Here is a 15,672-nt window from a genome sequence, read left to right as displayed (position 1 = left end):
CATAACTGCCAGAGACTCAGCCGCTGATGGCCTTGGACGCCAGCCAGAACAGCGCCGCCGACAGGGCCACCGTTGCCGGCAAGGTCAGCACCCAGGCCAGCAGGATGGTCTTCACCGTACCGCCTTGCAGGCCGCTCTTGTTGGCGACCATGGTGCCCGCCACGCCGGAAGACAGTACATGGGTGGTGGAAACCGGCAGGCTGAAGACGTTCGCCGCGCCAATCATGCAAGCGGTGGTGATCTGGGCCGACATGCCTTGGGCGTAGGTCATGCCTTGCTTGCCGATCTTCTCGCCGATGGTCAGTACCACGCGCTTCCAGCCGACCATGGTGCCCAGGCCCAGCGCCAGGGCAACCGCCAGGATCACCCAGAACGGCGCGTATTCGGTGGTCGCGGTCAGGTCCTTGCGCAGCTTGTTCAGGTCGTCTTTCTCACGAGCCGCCAAACCCGGCAGCTTGCCGACCTTTTTCGCCGTGTCGTCCAGGCAGAGCAGGTAGCGACGCACTTCGATACGGCTTTCCGAAGGCAGCGAGTGGTAGTCCGCCACGCCTTTGAGCGTATCGAGCAGCGCGTTGATGGTCGGTTCGGTCTGTTGCGGGTTGCAACGGAATTTCTCCGGCAGATCGCCTTCGACACTCTTGCCCAAGGCCAGGAATTCGCCGAGGGATTCACTGTTGCGCTTGTAGAACTGGCTCAAGTGCAGGGTCGCGTCGCGGGTACGCTCGATCTGGTAGGTCGTGCTGTTCAGGTCGAGTACGAACTGCGCGGGGACGATCCCGATCAGCACCAGCATGATCAGGCCGATGCCTTTCTGGCCGTCGTTGGAACCGTGGACGAAGCTGACGGCCATGGCCGAAATCACCAGCACCAGGCGGTTCCAGAATGGCGGGTGTTTCTTGTCGTCGATCTTGCGGCGCTGTTCCGGCGTCTTGTGCATCTTCGACAACGGACGCCACCATTTCAGGCCGATCAACACCAGGGCGGCGATCAGGAAGCCGGCCATGGGCGAGAACACCAGGGAAGCACCGATGTCGATTGCCTTCTGCCAATTCACGCCATCGCGCAGCGCAATGTCATTGATCAATGCGTTGGCCAGGCCGACGCCAAGGATCGAGCCGATCAGGGTGTGGGAGCTGGAAGCCGGGATACCGAAGTACCACGTGCCCAGGTTCCAGGTGATGGCCGCCGCGAGCAGTGAGAACACCATGGCCAACCCGTGGCCGGTGTTCACGTTGATCAACAGTTCCACGGGCAGCAAGTGCACGATGGCATACGCCACCCCCACACCGCCCAGCAACACGCCGAGGAAATTGAACACGCCGGAAAAGAACACCGCCAGATGAGGCGGCATGGCTTTGGTGTAGATAACAGTGGCAACCGCGTTAGCGGTGTCATGAAAGCCGTTGATGAACTCGAAGGCGAGGACAAAAGCCAGGGCGAGCAAGAGGCTCACGAGCACCCAAGCATCCAGTCCGCTGAATAAATCGATCATGAAGGTTTTCTGACCCGGTCATAAGGGGGCGCGATTATGCCAGAAAACCTCGCAAATCGATGCATTGCCTGCTCATCGGTAACAATCTTCTGCTAAGCGACCGGGGTGCAGGCTGTCTTTTTCGAGGGGCGCCAGGAGGCTGCAAGCCTTTGTTTACAAGGATGAAAGCTCTGTTGGCGTGTTCGCCTCGCGCCGGGATCGTCGGAAGAAAAAATCTGAAGGACGAGCAGTCGTTACGGTTACCCGACCGATGGCTGGTGAGTTGAAGCGGCCCACTTTTGGCGGGCGTCCGCTGCCGTGTCCGGCCTGGGTGGCGACCGGACACGGCCCGTAACAACATCAAGTGCGCGACGTCATCCTTCTTCGGACTTGAGCTCTTTTTCCATCTTTTGAAGTTCCTGGCTGAAAGCCTGGTCCTGGACGGTGGCGCGTTTGCGCCAAGGTTTGCGTTCCGGTTCGGGTTGCGCGGCGTAGGTGGTGATTTCCCCGCCGTAGACTTCCTTGTAACGTTGTTCCTGGCGCTCAAGTTCCGCGCGCAGTTCTTCTTTCGTCACAGTATTACCTAATGAATTGAAAATTAATCTGGTGATACGCACTGCATGCAGTCATGCAGACGGCCACGGCACCAGAGCTGACAGCTGACGTAGCATCAGGGCTTCGGGTTATTGCCGACACAGAGGAAGCGGTCATCGATGCTTCACGCACCGGTTGCCGACATGACAGTTAGAACTGTCGTGCCCGCGGACGGGGACTGGCCGATTGGCCGCGCCGTCACTGAGCGCATTATAGCGGTCCATCTGAATAACACTATCGCTAAAGTTAAAACGTTCGGTTGCCTTGTGTGAACCAATGTTTGTATGTGCAAGTTGTGTCAACAGAGTTTCAACACGTACCACAAGTTCCATATTGAGCCTCGTTCGTTGCAACCCGTCACGGCCCATCTTTGTTATTTCCATACCCGAGTGGGCGATATTTAGGAGCATGGCTAGATGAAGAGCTGATGCATGGATTGCGATTATCGGTCGCCAGTTCGATAATCGAACGGTCTTGATCGCCAGGTGCTTGTCTGTCGGCCGGGCAGCCGCTTGTAATAGTCGTCAATTTCCGAGGACCTGACATGAACGACCAATTGCGCAACGCCTTTACGTCAGTCGCGCCACCGATCGTCGCCTCGCCGGCCAAGCGGATCCAGGCCATGACGGGTGACCCGGATTTCATGACCTCGCTGGCCCGGGGCCTTGCCGTGGTCCAGGCTTTCCAGGAGCGCAAGCGGCACCTGACCATCGCGCAGATCAGCCATCGCACGGAAATCCCCCGCGCCGCCGTCCGCCGTTGCCTGTATACCTTGATCAAGCTTGGCTATGCGACCACCGATGGGCGTACCTATTCATTGCTGCCCAAAGTACTGACGCTGGGCCACGCCTATTTGTCATCGACGCCGCTGGCCGTGTCCGCCCAGCCTTATCTGGACCGCATGAGCGAACAGCTGCACGAGGCCTGCAACATGGCCACGCTCGAAGGCGACGATATCCTCTACATCGCCCGGTCGGCGACCACCCAGCGGCTGATTTCCGTGGACCTGTCCGTCGGCGGCCGCCTGCCGGCGTATTGCACGTCCATGGGCAGGATCCTGCTGGCGGCCCTGGACGACGCTTCGCTGCGAGATTACCTCGACCATGCCGACCTTCAGGCCAAGACCAGCAGGACCCTGCATACGCCCGAGGCCCTGCTTGAATGCTTGCATCAGGTCCGGCAGCAAGGGTGGTGCATCGTCGATCAGGAGCTGGAGCAGGGGTTGCGCTCGATTGCCGTGCCGGTCTATGACGCGTCGGGTCAAGTAGTCGCGGCCCTGAATGTCAGCACGCATGCCGGGCGGGTCAGCCGCAATGAGTTGGAGCAACGTTTCCTGCCAGGTCTGCTGGGGGCCAGCCGCGACTTGAGCGCACAGTTGTTTTCTTAAGCTGTTCGATAAACGCACACACTCGGCTGCGATGAATTGACGGTATTTGCCCGGCCTCATTAATGTCGCGCAGCGTCATCTGGCGTCTCTTGCGTGGAATAAAAATAAAATGAATCAGCCCCAGACTTCCGTAGGCACCTGCCTCGATGTGCAGTCCTTCATCAACGCTCAACCGATCTCACGCTATCAGTGGCGCGTGGTCATTCTCTGTTTCCTGATCGTCTTCCTTGATGGCCTCGATACCGCGGCCATGGGTTTCATCGCGCCGGCGTTGTCCCAGGATTGGGGCATCGACCGGGCCAGCCTTGGCCCGGTCATGAGTGCCGCGCTGATCGGCATGGTCTTCGGCGCCCTGGGCTCCGGCCCGTTGGCCGATCGCTTTGGACGAAAACTCGTATTGGTCGGCGCGGTCGTGTTGTTTGGCGCGTTCAGCCTGGCCTCGGCGTTCTGTACCAATGTCGATCAATTGCTGGTGCTGCGCTTCCTGACCGGCCTGGGATTGGGCGCCGGCATGCCGAACGCCACCACTCTGCTGTCGGAATACACCCCGGAGCGCAAGAAATCCCTGCTGGTGACCAGCATGTTCTGTGGCTTCAACCTCGGCATGGCCGGCGGCGGGTTCATCTCGGCCAAGTTGATCCCGGCATTTGGCTGGCACAGCCTCCTGCTGATTGGCGGCGTTCTGCCGCTGATACTCGCGGTCGTGCTGGTGTTCTGGTTGCCGGAGTCCGCGCGTTACCTGGTTGTGCGTAACCGTGGCACCGACAAAGTGCGCAAGACCCTGGCGCCGATTGACCCAACGACTATCGCCCAGGCGTCCAGCTTCAGCGTGCCGGAGCAGACAACCGTGAAGGCGCGCAACGTGCTGGCGGTGATTTTCTCGGGCACTTACAGCGCCGGCACTTTGTTGCTGTGGCTCACGTATTTCATGGGCCTGGTGATCGTTTATCTCCTGACCAGTTGGTTGCCGACCCTGATGCGTGACAGCGGCGCGAGCATGGAGCAGGCGGCGTTCATCGGCGCGCTGTTCCAGTTCGGTGGGGTATTGAGCGCCGTTGGCGTGGGCTGGGCGATGGATCGGTTCAATCCGCACAAGGTCATCGGCATTTTCTATCTGTTGGCAGGGCTGTTTGCCTATGCGGTAGGGCAGAGTCTGGGCAACATCACCCTGCTTGCCACCTTGGTGCTGGTGGCGGGCATGTGCGTCAACGGCGCCCAATCGGCGATGCCGTCCCTGGCGGCGCGCTTCTACCCGACCCAGGGCCGGGCCACCGGTGTTTCCTGGATGCTGGGCATAGGTCGCTTCGGGGCGATTCTCGGGGCCTGGATGGGCGCGACCCTGCTGGGGCTGGGCTGGAACTTCGAACAGGTCCTGACCGCGTTGGTGATCCCGGCGGCCCTGGCGACCGTGGCAGTGGTGATCAAGGGCATGGTCAGCCATGCGGACGCAACCTGAGCCATAGAGTTTGAGCCTGTAAAAGACCTGTGGGAGCGCGCTTGCTCGCGATGGCGGTGGGTCAGTCAACATTGATGCAAGTTGATACGTCGCTATCGCGAGCGAGCTCGCTCCCACAGGGAATTTGCTGTGTCCTGATAAATAGATAGCCAAGCAACAATCTGTTCGATAAACGAACGCTCTGTCGATTATCGGATTGTTTTGCCCTCATCCCGAAGCTTAATCTTCAGTCATTCCGGCGCCTAATCTCGCGCCTTATTCATGTCGGTCTACTGGAAAACGGGAGCCTGCCCCATGGCTGAAATCCTTTCGCTGCACGATGCGGTGAAGCAGTTCGTCAACGACGGCGATACCGTCGCGCTCGAAGGCTTCACCCACTTGATCCCGACAGCGGCGGGTCATGAAATCATCCGTCAGGGCAAGAAAGACCTGACGCTGGTGCGCATGACGCCCGACCTGATCTATGACCAGTTGATCGGAGCCGGTTGTGCTCGCAAGCTGATTTTCTCCTGGGGCGGCAACCCTGGCGTGGGCTCGTTGCACCGGTTGCGTGACGCAGTGGAAAAGCAATGGCCGCATCCGCTGGAAATCGAGGAGCACAGCCACGCAGACCTGGCCAATGCCTACGTTGCCGGTGCCTCCGGCCTACCGTTCGCGGTGCTGCGGGCCTACGCGGGTTCCGACCTGCCGAAGGTCAACCCGCTGATCAAGAGCGTGACCTGTCCCTTTACCGGTGAGGTGTTGGCCGCCGTGCCTTCGGTGCGCCCGGACGTCACGGTGATCCACGCTCAGAAAGCCGACCGCAAAGGAAACGTGCTGCTGTGGGGCATCCTCGGCGTGCAGAAAGAAGCCGCCCTGGCCGCCAAGCGCTGCATCGTCACCGTGGAAGAAATCGTCGATGACCTGAATGCGCCGATGAACGCCTGCGTGCTGCCGACCTGGGCGTTGAGCGCCGTGTGCCATGTGCCCGGCGGCGCCCATCCGTCCTACGCCCACGGTTATACCGAGCGAGATAATCGTTTCTACCAAGCGTGGGACCCCATCGCCCGGGATCGCGATACGTTTAGCGCTTGGATCGACGAATACATTCGCGGCACCCAGGATTTCAGTGAGTTCCAGGCCCGGCTCGCAGCCGCTTCGCAGGTGAAACCATGACCTATTCCACCAATGAGATGATGACGGTCGCGGCGGCGCGGCGGTTGAAGAACAATGCCGTGTGCTTCGTGGGCATCGGTTTGCCGTCGAAAGCGGCCAATCTGGCACGGCTGACTTCGTCACCCGATGTAGTGCTGATCTACGAGTCCGGTCCGATCGGTGCCAAGCCCAGCGTATTGCCGCTGTCCATCGGCGACGGTGAGCTGGCGGAAACCGCGGACACTGTCGTACCGACCGGTGAGATTTTCCGCTACTGGCTGCAAGGGGGGCGTATCGACGTCGGTTTCCTCGGTGCGGCCCAGGTCGACCGTTTTGGCAACATCAACACCACGGTGGTGGGTGACTACCATCAGCCGAAAGTCCGCCTGCCCGGCGCGGGTGGCGCGCCGGAAATTGCCGGTTCCGCCAAGAGTGTGCTGATCATCCTCAAGCAGTCGGCCCGTTCGTTTGTCGACAAGCTGGATTTCATCACCTCGGTCGGTCACGGCGAAGGTGGCGATTCGCGCAAGCGCCTTGGCTTGCCGGGTGCCGGGCCGGTGGGGATTATCACCGACCTGTGCATCATGGAGCCGGAAGCCGGCAGTCATGAGTTCGTGGTCACCTCGCTGCACCCTGGCGTGACTCGCGAGCAAGTGATCGCGGCCACCGGGTGGGCGATCCGCTTCGCCGACCAGGTGCAGACCACCGCCGAGCCGACCGAGGTGGAGCTGCGCGCACTGCGTGACCTCGAGGCCCGCACTGCGGCGGCCCACGGGCAGACACCGGGAGAAGCCTGATGCGCGACGTTTTTATCTGTGATGCGATTCGAACCCCCATCGGCCGGTTCGGCGGCAGCCTGGCCGCCGTGCGTGCCGATGATCTGGCCGCCGTGCCGATCAAGGCATTGATGGAGCGCAACCCATCCGTGGACTGGAATGCAGTGGACGAGGTATTCCTCGGCTGCGCCAACCAGGCCGGCGAGGACAACCGCAACGTCGCGCGCATGGCGCTGCTGTTGGCGGGCCTCCCTGAAAGTGTTCCCGGCGTGACCCTCAACCGCCTCTGCGCTTCGGGCATGGATGCTATCGGGACCGCGTTCCGCGCCATCGCCAGCGGCGAGATGGAACTGGCGATTGCTGGCGGCGTGGAGTCGATGTCCCGTGCGCCGTTCGTGATGGGCAAGGCCGACGCGGCGTTTTCCCGCAACATGAAACTGGAAGACACCACCATCGGCTGGCGCTTCATCAACCCTTTGATGAAAGCCCAGTACGGCGTGGACGCGATGCCGCAGACGGCGGATAACGTGGCCGACGACCATGTTGTCTCCCGCGCCGACCAGGACGCCTTCGCCGTGCGCAGCCAGCAGCGGGCGGCAGCGGCCCAGGCGGCCGGTTTTTTTTGCCGAGGAAATCGTGCCGGTGCGCATCGCCCACAAAAAAGGTGAAACCGTGGTCGAGCAGGACGAGCATCCACGGGCTGACACCACGCTGGAGACCCTGAGCAAGCTCAAGCCGGTCAACGGCGCGGACAAAACCGTCACCGCCGGCAACGCCTCGGGTGTGAATGACGGCGCGGCCGCGATGATCCTGGCGTCTGCAGAGGCGGTTAAAAAACATGGCCTGACGCCTCGGGGCAAAGTGCTGGGCATGGCCAGTGCCGGGGTGGCGCCCCGGGTGATGGGCATCGGCCCGGTGCCAGCGGTGCGCAAGCTCACCGAGCGCCTGGGAATGGCCGTCGCCGATTTTGACGTGATCGAGCTTAACGAAGCCTTTGCCAGCCAAGGCTTGGCGGTACTGCGGGACTTGGGGCTGGCGGACGATGCGCCGCAAGTCAACCCGAACGGTGGCGCCATCGCCCTGGGCCACCCGCTGGGCATGAGCGGGGCACGGTTGGTACTGACCGCATTGCATCATCTGGAAAAGACCGGCGGCAAGAAAGGCCTGGCGACCATGTGTGTTGGGGTCGGCCAAGGTCTGGCGCTGGCGATCGAACGCGTGTGACGGTCGTTTCACTAATAAGAAACCGAGGAATGCTTCATGACTGACAAGCCTGGTTACCGCCGCCCTCAAGTGGGCACCCAGCCGGAATACCTGCACCCGTCGTACCAGTCCACCAACCTGCGTTCGCCGTCGAAACCTTTGGTGTATCTGCCTCATTCGCTGTCGGAAATCACCGGCCCGACTGTGGGCGCAGATCGCATTCAGGAGAAGGACCACGACCTGACCGCCCAGCACACTGGCGAGCCGCTCGGCGAGCGGATCATCATTCATGGGCGCGTGCTGGATGAGCACGGCGAGCCGGTGCCGGGCGTTCTCGTGGAGATCTGGCAGGCCAACGCCGCCGGACGCTACAATCACGACCGTGACAACCATGACGCGCCGCTGGACCCGAACTTCACCGGCACCGGTCGCACCGTCACCGACGCCGACGGTTGGTATCAATTCCAGACCATCAAGCCCGGCGCCTACCCGTGGGGCAATCACCACAACGCCTGGCGCCCGGCGCATATCCACTTCTCACTGTTCGGGCCGAGCATCCTGACGCGCCTGGTGACGCAGATGTATTTCCCCGGCGACCCGTTGCTGGAATACGACCCGATCTATAACTGCGTGCCGGACACCAGTGCCAAGGAACGCTTGATCGCCCGGTTCGACCTGGAAAAAACCGTCCCTCACTACGCCCTCGGTTATCGCTGGGACATCGTCTTGCGCGGCCGCGATGCCACGCCGATGGAGAAATAAGATGACGCTCAACGCCACTACTTCCCACACCGTCGGGCCTTACTACCACATCGGCCTGACCTGGCTGAACCGCGAAGACCTGACCGACGAGCAGACCCTCGGCCAAAGGGTGGCGATCACCGGGCAGGTGGTCGATGGCAATGGTCAGTTCGTCAACGACGCGATGCTGGAAGTCTGGCAGGCCAACGCGGCCGGCAAGTACGCCCACCCGGAAGACGACCAGGACAAACCCCTCGACCCGCATTTCGACGGTTTTGGTCGGGTACCGGTGGATGCCGAGGGACGTTTTCGTTTCACCACCATCAAGCCCGGCACCGTGCCGGGGCTGGGCGGCACGACCCAAGCCCCGCACCTGGTGGTGTTGGTGTTCGCCCGTGGGCTGGTCAAGCATCTGCTGACGCGGATCTATTTTGACGATGAACCCGGTAACGAAGCCGACCCGCTGCTGGCCTGCGTGCCGCAGGAACGACGCGGCACCCTCGTGGCCAAGCCCGATGCGTCGGGGGTGTACCAGTGGAACGTGATCCTGCAGGGCACGGATGCCGAAACGGTGTTCTTCGATTACTGAGTGAAAATCTCGGTGGCGAGGGAGTTCGCTCCCGCTGGCTTGCGACGCATTTCGTCAGACCAATCGCGCTGCCTGGTTTGCGACTGCTTCGCAGCCGAGCGGGAGCAAGCTCCCTCGCCACGGGTGTGATGCAAGCCCTGTGGGAGCGAGCTTGCTCGCGATAGCGTTGGTACAGGCGCTACTGCATGAAAGACTGTTTGTGGAACGGGACTGTTACGAAGTGTGTCTAGACGTCGTCAGTCCCCAACGAGTGAAAAATCATGACCACCCCAACCAGCCACTACACCGGTGAAGAGCGCAGCAAGCGTATCTTTGCCATCGTCGGTGCCTCATCCGGCAACCTGGTCGAATGGTTCGACTTCTATGTCTATGCCTTTTGCGCCATTTACTTCGCGCCGGCATTCTTTCCGTCGGACAACCCCACCGTGCAACTGGTCAACACCGCCGGTGTATTCGCCGCCGGGTTCCTGATGCGACCTATCGGCGGTTGGATTTTCGGCCGGGTGGCGGACCGTCACGGGCGCAAGAATTCGATGATGATCTCGGTGCTGATGATGTGCTTCGGCTCGTTGCTCATCGCCTGCCTGCCAACCTACAAGGACATCGGCGTGTGGGCGCCGGTGCTGCTGTTGCTCGCCCGTCTGCTGCAAGGCCTGTCGGTGGGCGGCGAGTACGGCACCACTGCCACCTATATGAGCGAAGTCGCCCTGAAAGGCCAGCGCGGCTTCTTTGCGTCGTTCCAGTACGTGACGCTGATCGGCGGGCAGCTGCTGGCGGTGTCTCTGGTGGTGATCCTGCAGCAGTTTCTCAACGAAGATGAACTGCGCGCCTGGGGCTGGCGGATTCCGTTCGTGGTTGGCGCCGTGGCGGCAGTGATTTCCCTGTTCCTGCGCCGCTCACTGAAGGAAACCAGCAGCAAGGAAATGCGCGAAAACAAGGACGCCGGCAGCATCGCAGCACTGTTTCGCAGCCATAAGGCCGCCTTCATTACCGTACTGGGCTACACCGCCGGTGGTTCGCTGATTTTCTACACCTTCACCACGTATATGCAGAAATACCTGGTGAACACCGCCGGGCTGCACGCCAAGACCGCCAGCTACATCATGACCGGCGCGCTGTTCCTCTACATGTGCATGCAACCGCTGTTCGGCATGCTGGCGGACAAGATTGGCCGGCGTAACTCCATGCTCTGGTTCGGTGGCCTTGGGGCGCTGTGCACGGTGCCGATCCTGCTGACACTCAAAAGCATCAGCAGCCCGTTCCTGGCATTTGTCCTGATCACGTTGGCGTTGGCGATCGTCAGCTTCTACACCTCCATCAGCGGTTTGGTGAAGGCTGAAATGTTTCCACCGGAAGTGCGCGCGCTGGGAGTAGGGTTGGCGTATGCGGTGGCGAATGCGATTTTTGGCGGTTCGGCCGAATACGTCGCCTTGAGCCTGAAGGCCCAGGGCATGGAGAACGCCTTTTATTGGTATGTCACGGTGATGATGGTAGTGGCGTTCCTGTTCAGCCTGCGCCTGCCCAAGCAGCCGGCGTATTTGCATCACGATCTTTAAGGCTTGCTTGATTCATCGTGGCGAGGGGATTTATCCCCGCTGGGGCTGCGCGGCAGCCCTCTCTTGTGAGCGCTTCGCACTCAAGCGGGAGCAAGCTCCCTCGCCATAACTGCATCTATTTTCTCAAGGAATGTTTATGAGCGAACGACCGGGCAATCAGCTCTTCGATGCCTACTTCACCGCCCGCGACATGCGCGACGTGTTCTGCGATGCGGGGCGGGTGCAGGCCATGCTGGACGTCGAAGCGGCACTGGCCCGGGCCGAGGCGCGAGTGGGGCTGATCCCCCACGAGGCGGTGGCGCCGATCGAGAACGCCTGCCACGCCCACCTGTACGATTTCGGCGCGTTGAGCGAAGCGATCGCCAGTGCCGGCAATTCGGCGATCCCGCTGGTCAAGGCGTTGGGCAAGCGCATCGCCACCCAGAGCCTGGAAGCTGAGCGGTACGTGCATTTGGGTGCCACCAGCCAGGACGTGATGGACAGCGGTCTGGTGGTGCAGCTGCGCCAGGCGCTTGGGCTGATCGAAAACGAACTGGCGCAACTGGCCGACAGCCTGGCCCGACAAGCCGAACGCTACGCCGCGACGCCGTTGGCCGGGCGTACGTGGTTGCAACACGCCACGCCGGTGACCCTAGGCATGAAGGTCGCCGGTTGGCTGGGGGCGATCACCCGCAGTCGCCAACGCTTGCGCGAACTCAAGCCGCGCCTGCTGGTGCTGCAATTCGGCGGCGCTTCCGGGACGCTCGCTGCCTTGGGTGAGCACGCGCTGCCAGTCGCAGAGGCGTTGGCCGCCGAGCTGCAATTGAACCTGCCGGAGCAGCCGTGGCACACCCAGCGCGATCGCCTGGTGGAGTTCGGTTCGGTGCTGGGCCTGATCGCCGGCAGCCTGGGCAAGTTGGGGCGTGACATCAGTCTGTTGATGCAAACCGAAGCCGGCGAAGCGTTCGAACCCTCGGCGCCGGGCAAGGGCGGTTCGTCCACCATGCCCCACAAACGCAACCCGGTGGGCGCGGCCGTGCTGATCGGCGCGGCGACGCGGGTGCCGGGCTTGTTGTCGACGCTGTTCAGTGCCATGCCCCAGGAACACGAGCGCAGCCTGGGGCTGTGGCACGCCGAATGGGAAACCCTGCCGGAGATCTGCTGCCTGGTATCCGGCGCGCTGCAACAGGCGCGGCTGCTGGCCGACGGGCTGGAAGTGGATCCGTCGCGCATGGCCCGTAACCTGGAGTTGACCCAAGGGCTGGTGCTGGCGGAGGCCGTGAGCATCGTCCTGGCCCAGCGTGTGGGGCGCGACACCGCGCATCATTTGCTCGAACAATGCTGCAAGCGCGCCGTGGCCGAACAACGGCACCTGCGCGAAGTGCTGGGGGACGAACCTCAGGTCACCGCGCAGCTATCCACGACCGAGCTCGATCATCTGCTCGACCCGGCCCACTACCTTGGACAAGCCCAGACCTGGGTCGCCCGAGCCGTGGCCGAACACCTTGCCTTGAAAGCCTGAAAGGAGATTGTTGTGGGATTCGTCAAACTCGCCGAGGGCGATCTGAATTATCGATTGGACGGGCCGGAAGACGCGCCGGTTCTGGTGCTTTCCAACTCCCTGGGCACCGACCTGCACATGTGGGACGAGCAGATCCAAGCTTTCAGCGAACACTTTCGCGTGCTGCGTTTCGACACGCGTGGTCATGGTCAGTCGTTGGTGACCGAAGGCCCCTACAGCATTGAACAGCTTGGGCGCGATGTGCTGGCCATGCTTGATGCCTTGAGCATCGACAAGGTGCATTTCTGCGGATTGTCCATGGGCGGGCTGATCGGCCAATGGCTGGGAATCAACGCGGGCGGGCGATTGTTCAAACTGGTCATCTGCAACACGGCGGCCAAGATCGGCGACCCGTCGGTGTGGAACCCGCGCATCGAAACCGTGCTGCGTGACGGCCAGGCGGCGATGGTGGCCTTGCGTGACGCGTCGATTGGCCGTTGGTTTACACCGGACTTCGCCGAGGCGCACCCCGCGACGGTAAAGAAAATCACCGACATGCTGGCTGCCACCTCGCCCCAGGGTTATGCGGCAAACTGCGCGGCGGTGCGGGACGCCGATTTCCGCGAGCAGTTGGCGTCGATCCGCGTGCCGTTGTTGGTTGTGGCGGGCACCGAGGATGCGGTAACACCGCCGTCCGGTGGGCATTTTATACAAGAGCGGGTCAATGGGGCCGAATACGCCGAGTTCCGCGCCGCGCATTTGTCCAACGTCCAGGCCGGCGCTGCGTTCAGCGCGCGGGTGCTGGATTTCCTGCTTGATTCTGGCCGGGCCTGAGGAGTTTTTTGTGGACGAGAAACAACGTTACGACGAAGGCATGCAAGTGCGCCGCGCCGTGCTGGGCGATGCCCACGTGGATCGCAGCCTCAACGCCCTGACCGAATTCAACAGCGAATTCCAGGAGATGATCACCCGTCACGCCTGGGGCGACATCTGGACCCGCCCGGGACTGCCGCGCCATACCCGCAGCCTGATCACCATTGCCATGCTGATTGGCATGAACCGCAACGAAGAACTCAAGCTGCACCTGCGCGCCGCCGCCAACAATGGCGTCAGCCGTAGTGAGATCAAGGAAGTGATCATGCAAAGTGCGATTTATTGCGGCATTCCGGCGGCCAATGCCACCTTCCATTTGGCCGAATCGGTCTGGGATGAACTGGGTGTCGAGTCGCGGGGTTAGGGCATACCTCGATTCCTGTGGGAGCGAGCCTGCTCGCGAAAGCGGTGGGTCAGCTTGCATCGATGTTGGATGTGATGACGCCATCGCGAGCAAGCTCGCTCCCACAATGATCTCCAGCGGCCATTGAATCTACGTCCACCGCCAGTCCCCTGTGGGAGCGAGCCTGCTCGCGATGACGGTGGTACAGCCTCCATCCATCTTTGGTTTTTACAGCAGGCTGATCGGATAGCTGACAATCAACCGGTTCTCATCGAACTCATTGGTACTGAAGTCCCTACGCATCGTCGAATTACGCCATTTCACGTTGAGGCTCTTGAACACGCCGCTCTGCACCGTGTAGGCCAGCTCACTTTCCCTGCCCCATTCCTTGCCGTCGTCGACCGTGGCGGTGTGAACGTTGTCACCGCTGATGTAGCGGTTCATCAGGGACAGGCCCGGCACGCCGACGGCGGCGAAGTTGAAGTCATGGCGCAGTTGCCAGGATTTTTCCTTGGCGTTGTCGTAGCTGGAGTTGTAGCTGTCGTTCGCCAGGGTGCCGCCGCTGGTGCCGTTGACGCGCATCCAGGCATCGTCGCCGCCGACTTTCTGCAGGCCGACGTAGAAGGTGTTGCCGCCGTATTTGGCGGAAAGCATGGCGAAGGCGGTTTTGTTGTCGAGGTCGCCGGCCAGTGCGCTGCCGTCTTCCTTGCCGGTGAAGTAACCGAGGTTGGCGCCCAGGGTCCAGTCGCCGATCGGCTGGCTGTGGGTCAGGTTGAAATATTGCTGTTGGTAGATGTCGGACAGTTCCGCGTACCAGACGCCGACCTGGGTGCGTTTTTCGTTGAAGGCGTATTCGCCGCCACCGAAGTTGAAACGGTCGGAGGTGAATGCACCGCGGCCGTTCATCGACATGTCTTCCATGCTCGCGTCGTTACGCGGGCTGTTGGCGCGGAACTGGCCGCCGTAGAGGCTCAGGCCGTTGATCTCGGTGGAGGTCACCTGGCCGCCACGGAAGGTTTGCGGCAGGGAACGGCCATCGTCGGAACGCAGGATCGGCAACACTGGCATCCACTCGCCGACTTTCAATTCGGTCTTCGAGACCTTGGCCTTCAGGGCCACGCCCAGGCGACCGAAGTCATCGGCCGGGCGGCCGTCGTCGTGCACCGGCAGCAGCTGGGTGCCGGCCGTGCCACGACCGCCGTCGAGCTTGACCGAGTACAGGCCCAGCACGTCTACGCCGAAACCGACGGTGCCCTGGGTGAAGCCGGACTTGGCGTCGAGGATGAAGCTCTGGGTCCATTCCTCGGCTTTGCCCTGGGCATTGTCCGGGTTGGTGAAGTTGCGGTTGATGTAGAAGTTGCGCAGGTTCAGCGTGGCTTTGGCATCTTCGACGAACCCCGATTCCGCCGCCAGGACGGGGAGGGCGGTGCTGGTCAGGGCGACGGCAATGAGGCTGGGGAACAAGTGCTGTGTGGGCTTCATGGGCGTTGTCTCTTATTTTTTGTGGACGAAGCGAGTTGTTGCCGCATTTTTTGGGTGCGAACGGTACGGTGGGGGCAGGTTGTTAAAGCGACTGAGGATCAGCCGGACGGTGCAGGGCGTGGGGACATGGCATCGAACCTGTTGTTATTGGTTTTGTGCGAGCGATGGTGAAGGGCGGCCCGGGATCGGTTCAATTGCTGTTTGCGGGTTTTGGGCGATTATCGAACAGCAAAACAACCGAATGGATGGTCGCAATCCCCTGGGGGAGCGAGCTTGCTCCGGGCGGCGATCCGACGATGGCGGCCTGACAGCTGGCCTGAATTTTTGACCGGGTACATATCCGTTGCTGCGGTCACGGCGGCTTAGGGTTCCGCCCTTATCCCGGCATCCATGCCGGGATGCCCACTCCACAATGCCTGCGTTCGGCCATCGTGATTAACGGGGCGTCGAGATCAAAAGCAGATCAAAAGCAGATCAAAAGCAAGAGCAAGAGCAAGAGCAAGAGCACGGGGGCTTTCGCTGCACCTATGTGATAGAGCCATTGCTGTCGCGAGCAGGCTCGCTCGCGAAGAGGCCGCCTCGTTCTT

13 protein-coding genes and 1 pseudogene are annotated in these 15,672 nt (G+C 61.6%); 11 read left to right on the top strand and 3 right to left on the bottom strand.

The genetic code is table 11. The annotated features are described in order from the left end of the window. Nucleotides 1–16: 16 nt before the first annotated feature. Together J3P90_RS19450 and J3P90_RS19445 are read right to left on the bottom strand one after the other, a co-directional pair. Nucleotides 17–1,492 (bottom strand): inorganic phosphate transporter, encoded by a 1,476-nt coding sequence (locus tag J3P90_RS19450; protein WP_420764435.1) that lies wholly within the window; start codon nucleotides 1,490–1,492, stop codon nucleotides 17–19. A gap of 353 nt (nucleotides 1,493–1,845) precedes the next feature. After that, on the bottom strand, nucleotides 1,846–2,046 hold the full coding sequence (locus J3P90_RS19445; protein WP_420764436.1) for a hypothetical protein: 201 nt from the start codon (nucleotides 2,044–2,046) through the stop codon (nucleotides 1,846–1,848). A gap of 563 nt (nucleotides 2,047–2,609) precedes the next feature. On the opposite strand from J3P90_RS19445, the gene pcaR reads away from it, so the two are divergent. From pcaR to pcaC, 11 genes and pseudogenes are all read left to right on the top strand, one after another. Further along, nucleotides 2,610–3,452, top strand: coding sequence for a pca regulon transcriptional regulator PcaR (pcaR, locus tag J3P90_RS19440; protein ID WP_420764438.1), 843 nt, complete (start codon nucleotides 2,610–2,612; stop codon nucleotides 3,450–3,452). Between the two features lie 109 nt (nucleotides 3,453–3,561). Beyond that, nucleotides 3,562–4,908, top strand: a complete 1,347-nt coding sequence (locus J3P90_RS19435; RefSeq protein WP_434562714.1) for an MFS transporter — start codon at nucleotides 3,562–3,564, stop codon at nucleotides 4,906–4,908. A 294-nt stretch (nucleotides 4,909–5,202) separates the two neighbouring features. Then, nucleotides 5,203–6,063, top strand: a complete 861-nt coding sequence (locus J3P90_RS19430; RefSeq protein WP_420764440.1) for a CoA transferase subunit A — start codon at nucleotides 5,203–5,205, stop codon at nucleotides 6,061–6,063. Next, nucleotides 6,060–6,839, top strand: coding sequence for a CoA-transferase subunit beta (locus tag J3P90_RS19425; protein ID WP_420764441.1), 780 nt, complete (start codon nucleotides 6,060–6,062; stop codon nucleotides 6,837–6,839). The genes J3P90_RS19430 and J3P90_RS19425 overlap by 4 nt, the downstream gene beginning before the upstream one ends. After that, nucleotides 6,836–8,042, top strand: a pseudogene (gene pcaF, locus J3P90_RS19420) (3-oxoadipyl-CoA thiolase). The gene J3P90_RS19425 and the pseudogene pcaF overlap by 4 nt, the downstream one beginning before the upstream one ends. 36 nt (nucleotides 8,043–8,078) lie before the next feature. Next, nucleotides 8,079–8,783, top strand: a complete 705-nt coding sequence (gene pcaH / locus J3P90_RS19415; RefSeq protein ID WP_420764442.1) for a protocatechuate 3,4-dioxygenase subunit beta — start codon at nucleotides 8,079–8,081, stop codon at nucleotides 8,781–8,783. Between the two features lies 1 nt (nucleotide 8,784). Further along, the gene (pcaG, locus tag J3P90_RS19410; protein WP_420764443.1) at nucleotides 8,785–9,351 is read left to right on the top strand and encodes a protocatechuate 3,4-dioxygenase subunit alpha; all 567 of its coding nucleotides are present in this window, start codon (nucleotides 8,785–8,787) and stop codon (nucleotides 9,349–9,351) included. Nucleotides 9,352–9,611: 260 nt separating this feature from the next. Beyond that, complete coding sequence (locus tag J3P90_RS19405; RefSeq protein ID WP_420764458.1) at nucleotides 9,612–10,907, top strand: MFS family transporter; 1,296 nt, start codon at nucleotides 9,612–9,614, stop codon at nucleotides 10,905–10,907. Nucleotides 10,908–11,043: 136 nt separating this feature from the next. Next, nucleotides 11,044–12,408: a 3-carboxy-cis,cis-muconate cycloisomerase gene (locus tag J3P90_RS19400; RefSeq protein WP_434675256.1), complete on the top strand. Its 1,365-nt coding sequence runs from the start codon at nucleotides 11,044–11,046 to the stop codon at nucleotides 12,406–12,408. A gap of 12 nt (nucleotides 12,409–12,420) precedes the next feature. Continuing rightward, complete coding sequence (pcaD, locus tag J3P90_RS19395; protein WP_434675255.1) at nucleotides 12,421–13,221, top strand: 3-oxoadipate enol-lactonase; 801 nt, start codon at nucleotides 12,421–12,423, stop codon at nucleotides 13,219–13,221. Between the two features lie 10 nt (nucleotides 13,222–13,231). Continuing rightward, the gene (pcaC, locus tag J3P90_RS19390; protein WP_030142291.1) at nucleotides 13,232–13,624 is read left to right on the top strand and encodes a 4-carboxymuconolactone decarboxylase; all 393 of its coding nucleotides are present in this window, start codon (nucleotides 13,232–13,234) and stop codon (nucleotides 13,622–13,624) included. Nucleotides 13,625–13,831: 207 nt separating this feature from the next. Here the strand turns inward: pcaC and J3P90_RS19385 are convergent, their stop codons facing one another. Then, a complete protein-coding gene (locus J3P90_RS19385) occupies nucleotides 13,832–15,085 on the bottom strand; it encodes an OprD family porin (protein WP_434675254.1) in 1,254 nt (417 codons plus the stop codon). Nucleotides 15,086–15,672: the final 587 nt, after the last annotated feature.

The organism is Pseudomonas sp. D3-10 (genome assembly GCF_051132175.1).
Lineage (GTDB): Bacteria > Pseudomonadota > Gammaproteobacteria > Pseudomonadales > Pseudomonadaceae > Aquipseudomonas.
Note: the sequence above shows the minus strand (reverse complement) of the source record. Positions and strands in the feature narration are given on the sequence as shown.

Coding starts and splice junctions, on each gene's coding strand:
- J3P90_RS19450 (WP_420764435.1), bottom strand. CDS start 1,492: ATGATCGATTTATTCAGCGGACTGGATGCTTGGGTGCTCGTGAGCCTC.
- pcaR (WP_420764438.1), top strand. CDS start 2,610: ATGAACGACCAATTGCGCAACGCCTTTACGTCAGTCGCGCCACCGATC.
- J3P90_RS19435 (WP_434562714.1), top strand. CDS start 3,562: ATGAATCAGCCCCAGACTTCCGTAGGCACCTGCCTCGATGTGCAGTCC.
- J3P90_RS19430 (WP_420764440.1), top strand. CDS start 5,203: ATGGCTGAAATCCTTTCGCTGCACGATGCGGTGAAGCAGTTCGTCAAC.
- J3P90_RS19425 (WP_420764441.1), top strand. CDS start 6,060: ATGACCTATTCCACCAATGAGATGATGACGGTCGCGGCGGCGCGGCGG.
- pcaH (WP_420764442.1), top strand. CDS start 8,079: ATGACTGACAAGCCTGGTTACCGCCGCCCTCAAGTGGGCACCCAGCCG.
- pcaG (WP_420764443.1), top strand. CDS start 8,785: ATGACGCTCAACGCCACTACTTCCCACACCGTCGGGCCTTACTACCAC.
- J3P90_RS19405 (WP_420764458.1), top strand. CDS start 9,612: ATGACCACCCCAACCAGCCACTACACCGGTGAAGAGCGCAGCAAGCGT.
- J3P90_RS19400 (WP_434675256.1), top strand. CDS start 11,044: ATGAGCGAACGACCGGGCAATCAGCTCTTCGATGCCTACTTCACCGCC.
- J3P90_RS19385 (WP_434675254.1), bottom strand. CDS start 15,085: ATGAAGCCCACACAGCACTTGTTCCCCAGCCTCATTGCCGTCGCCCTG.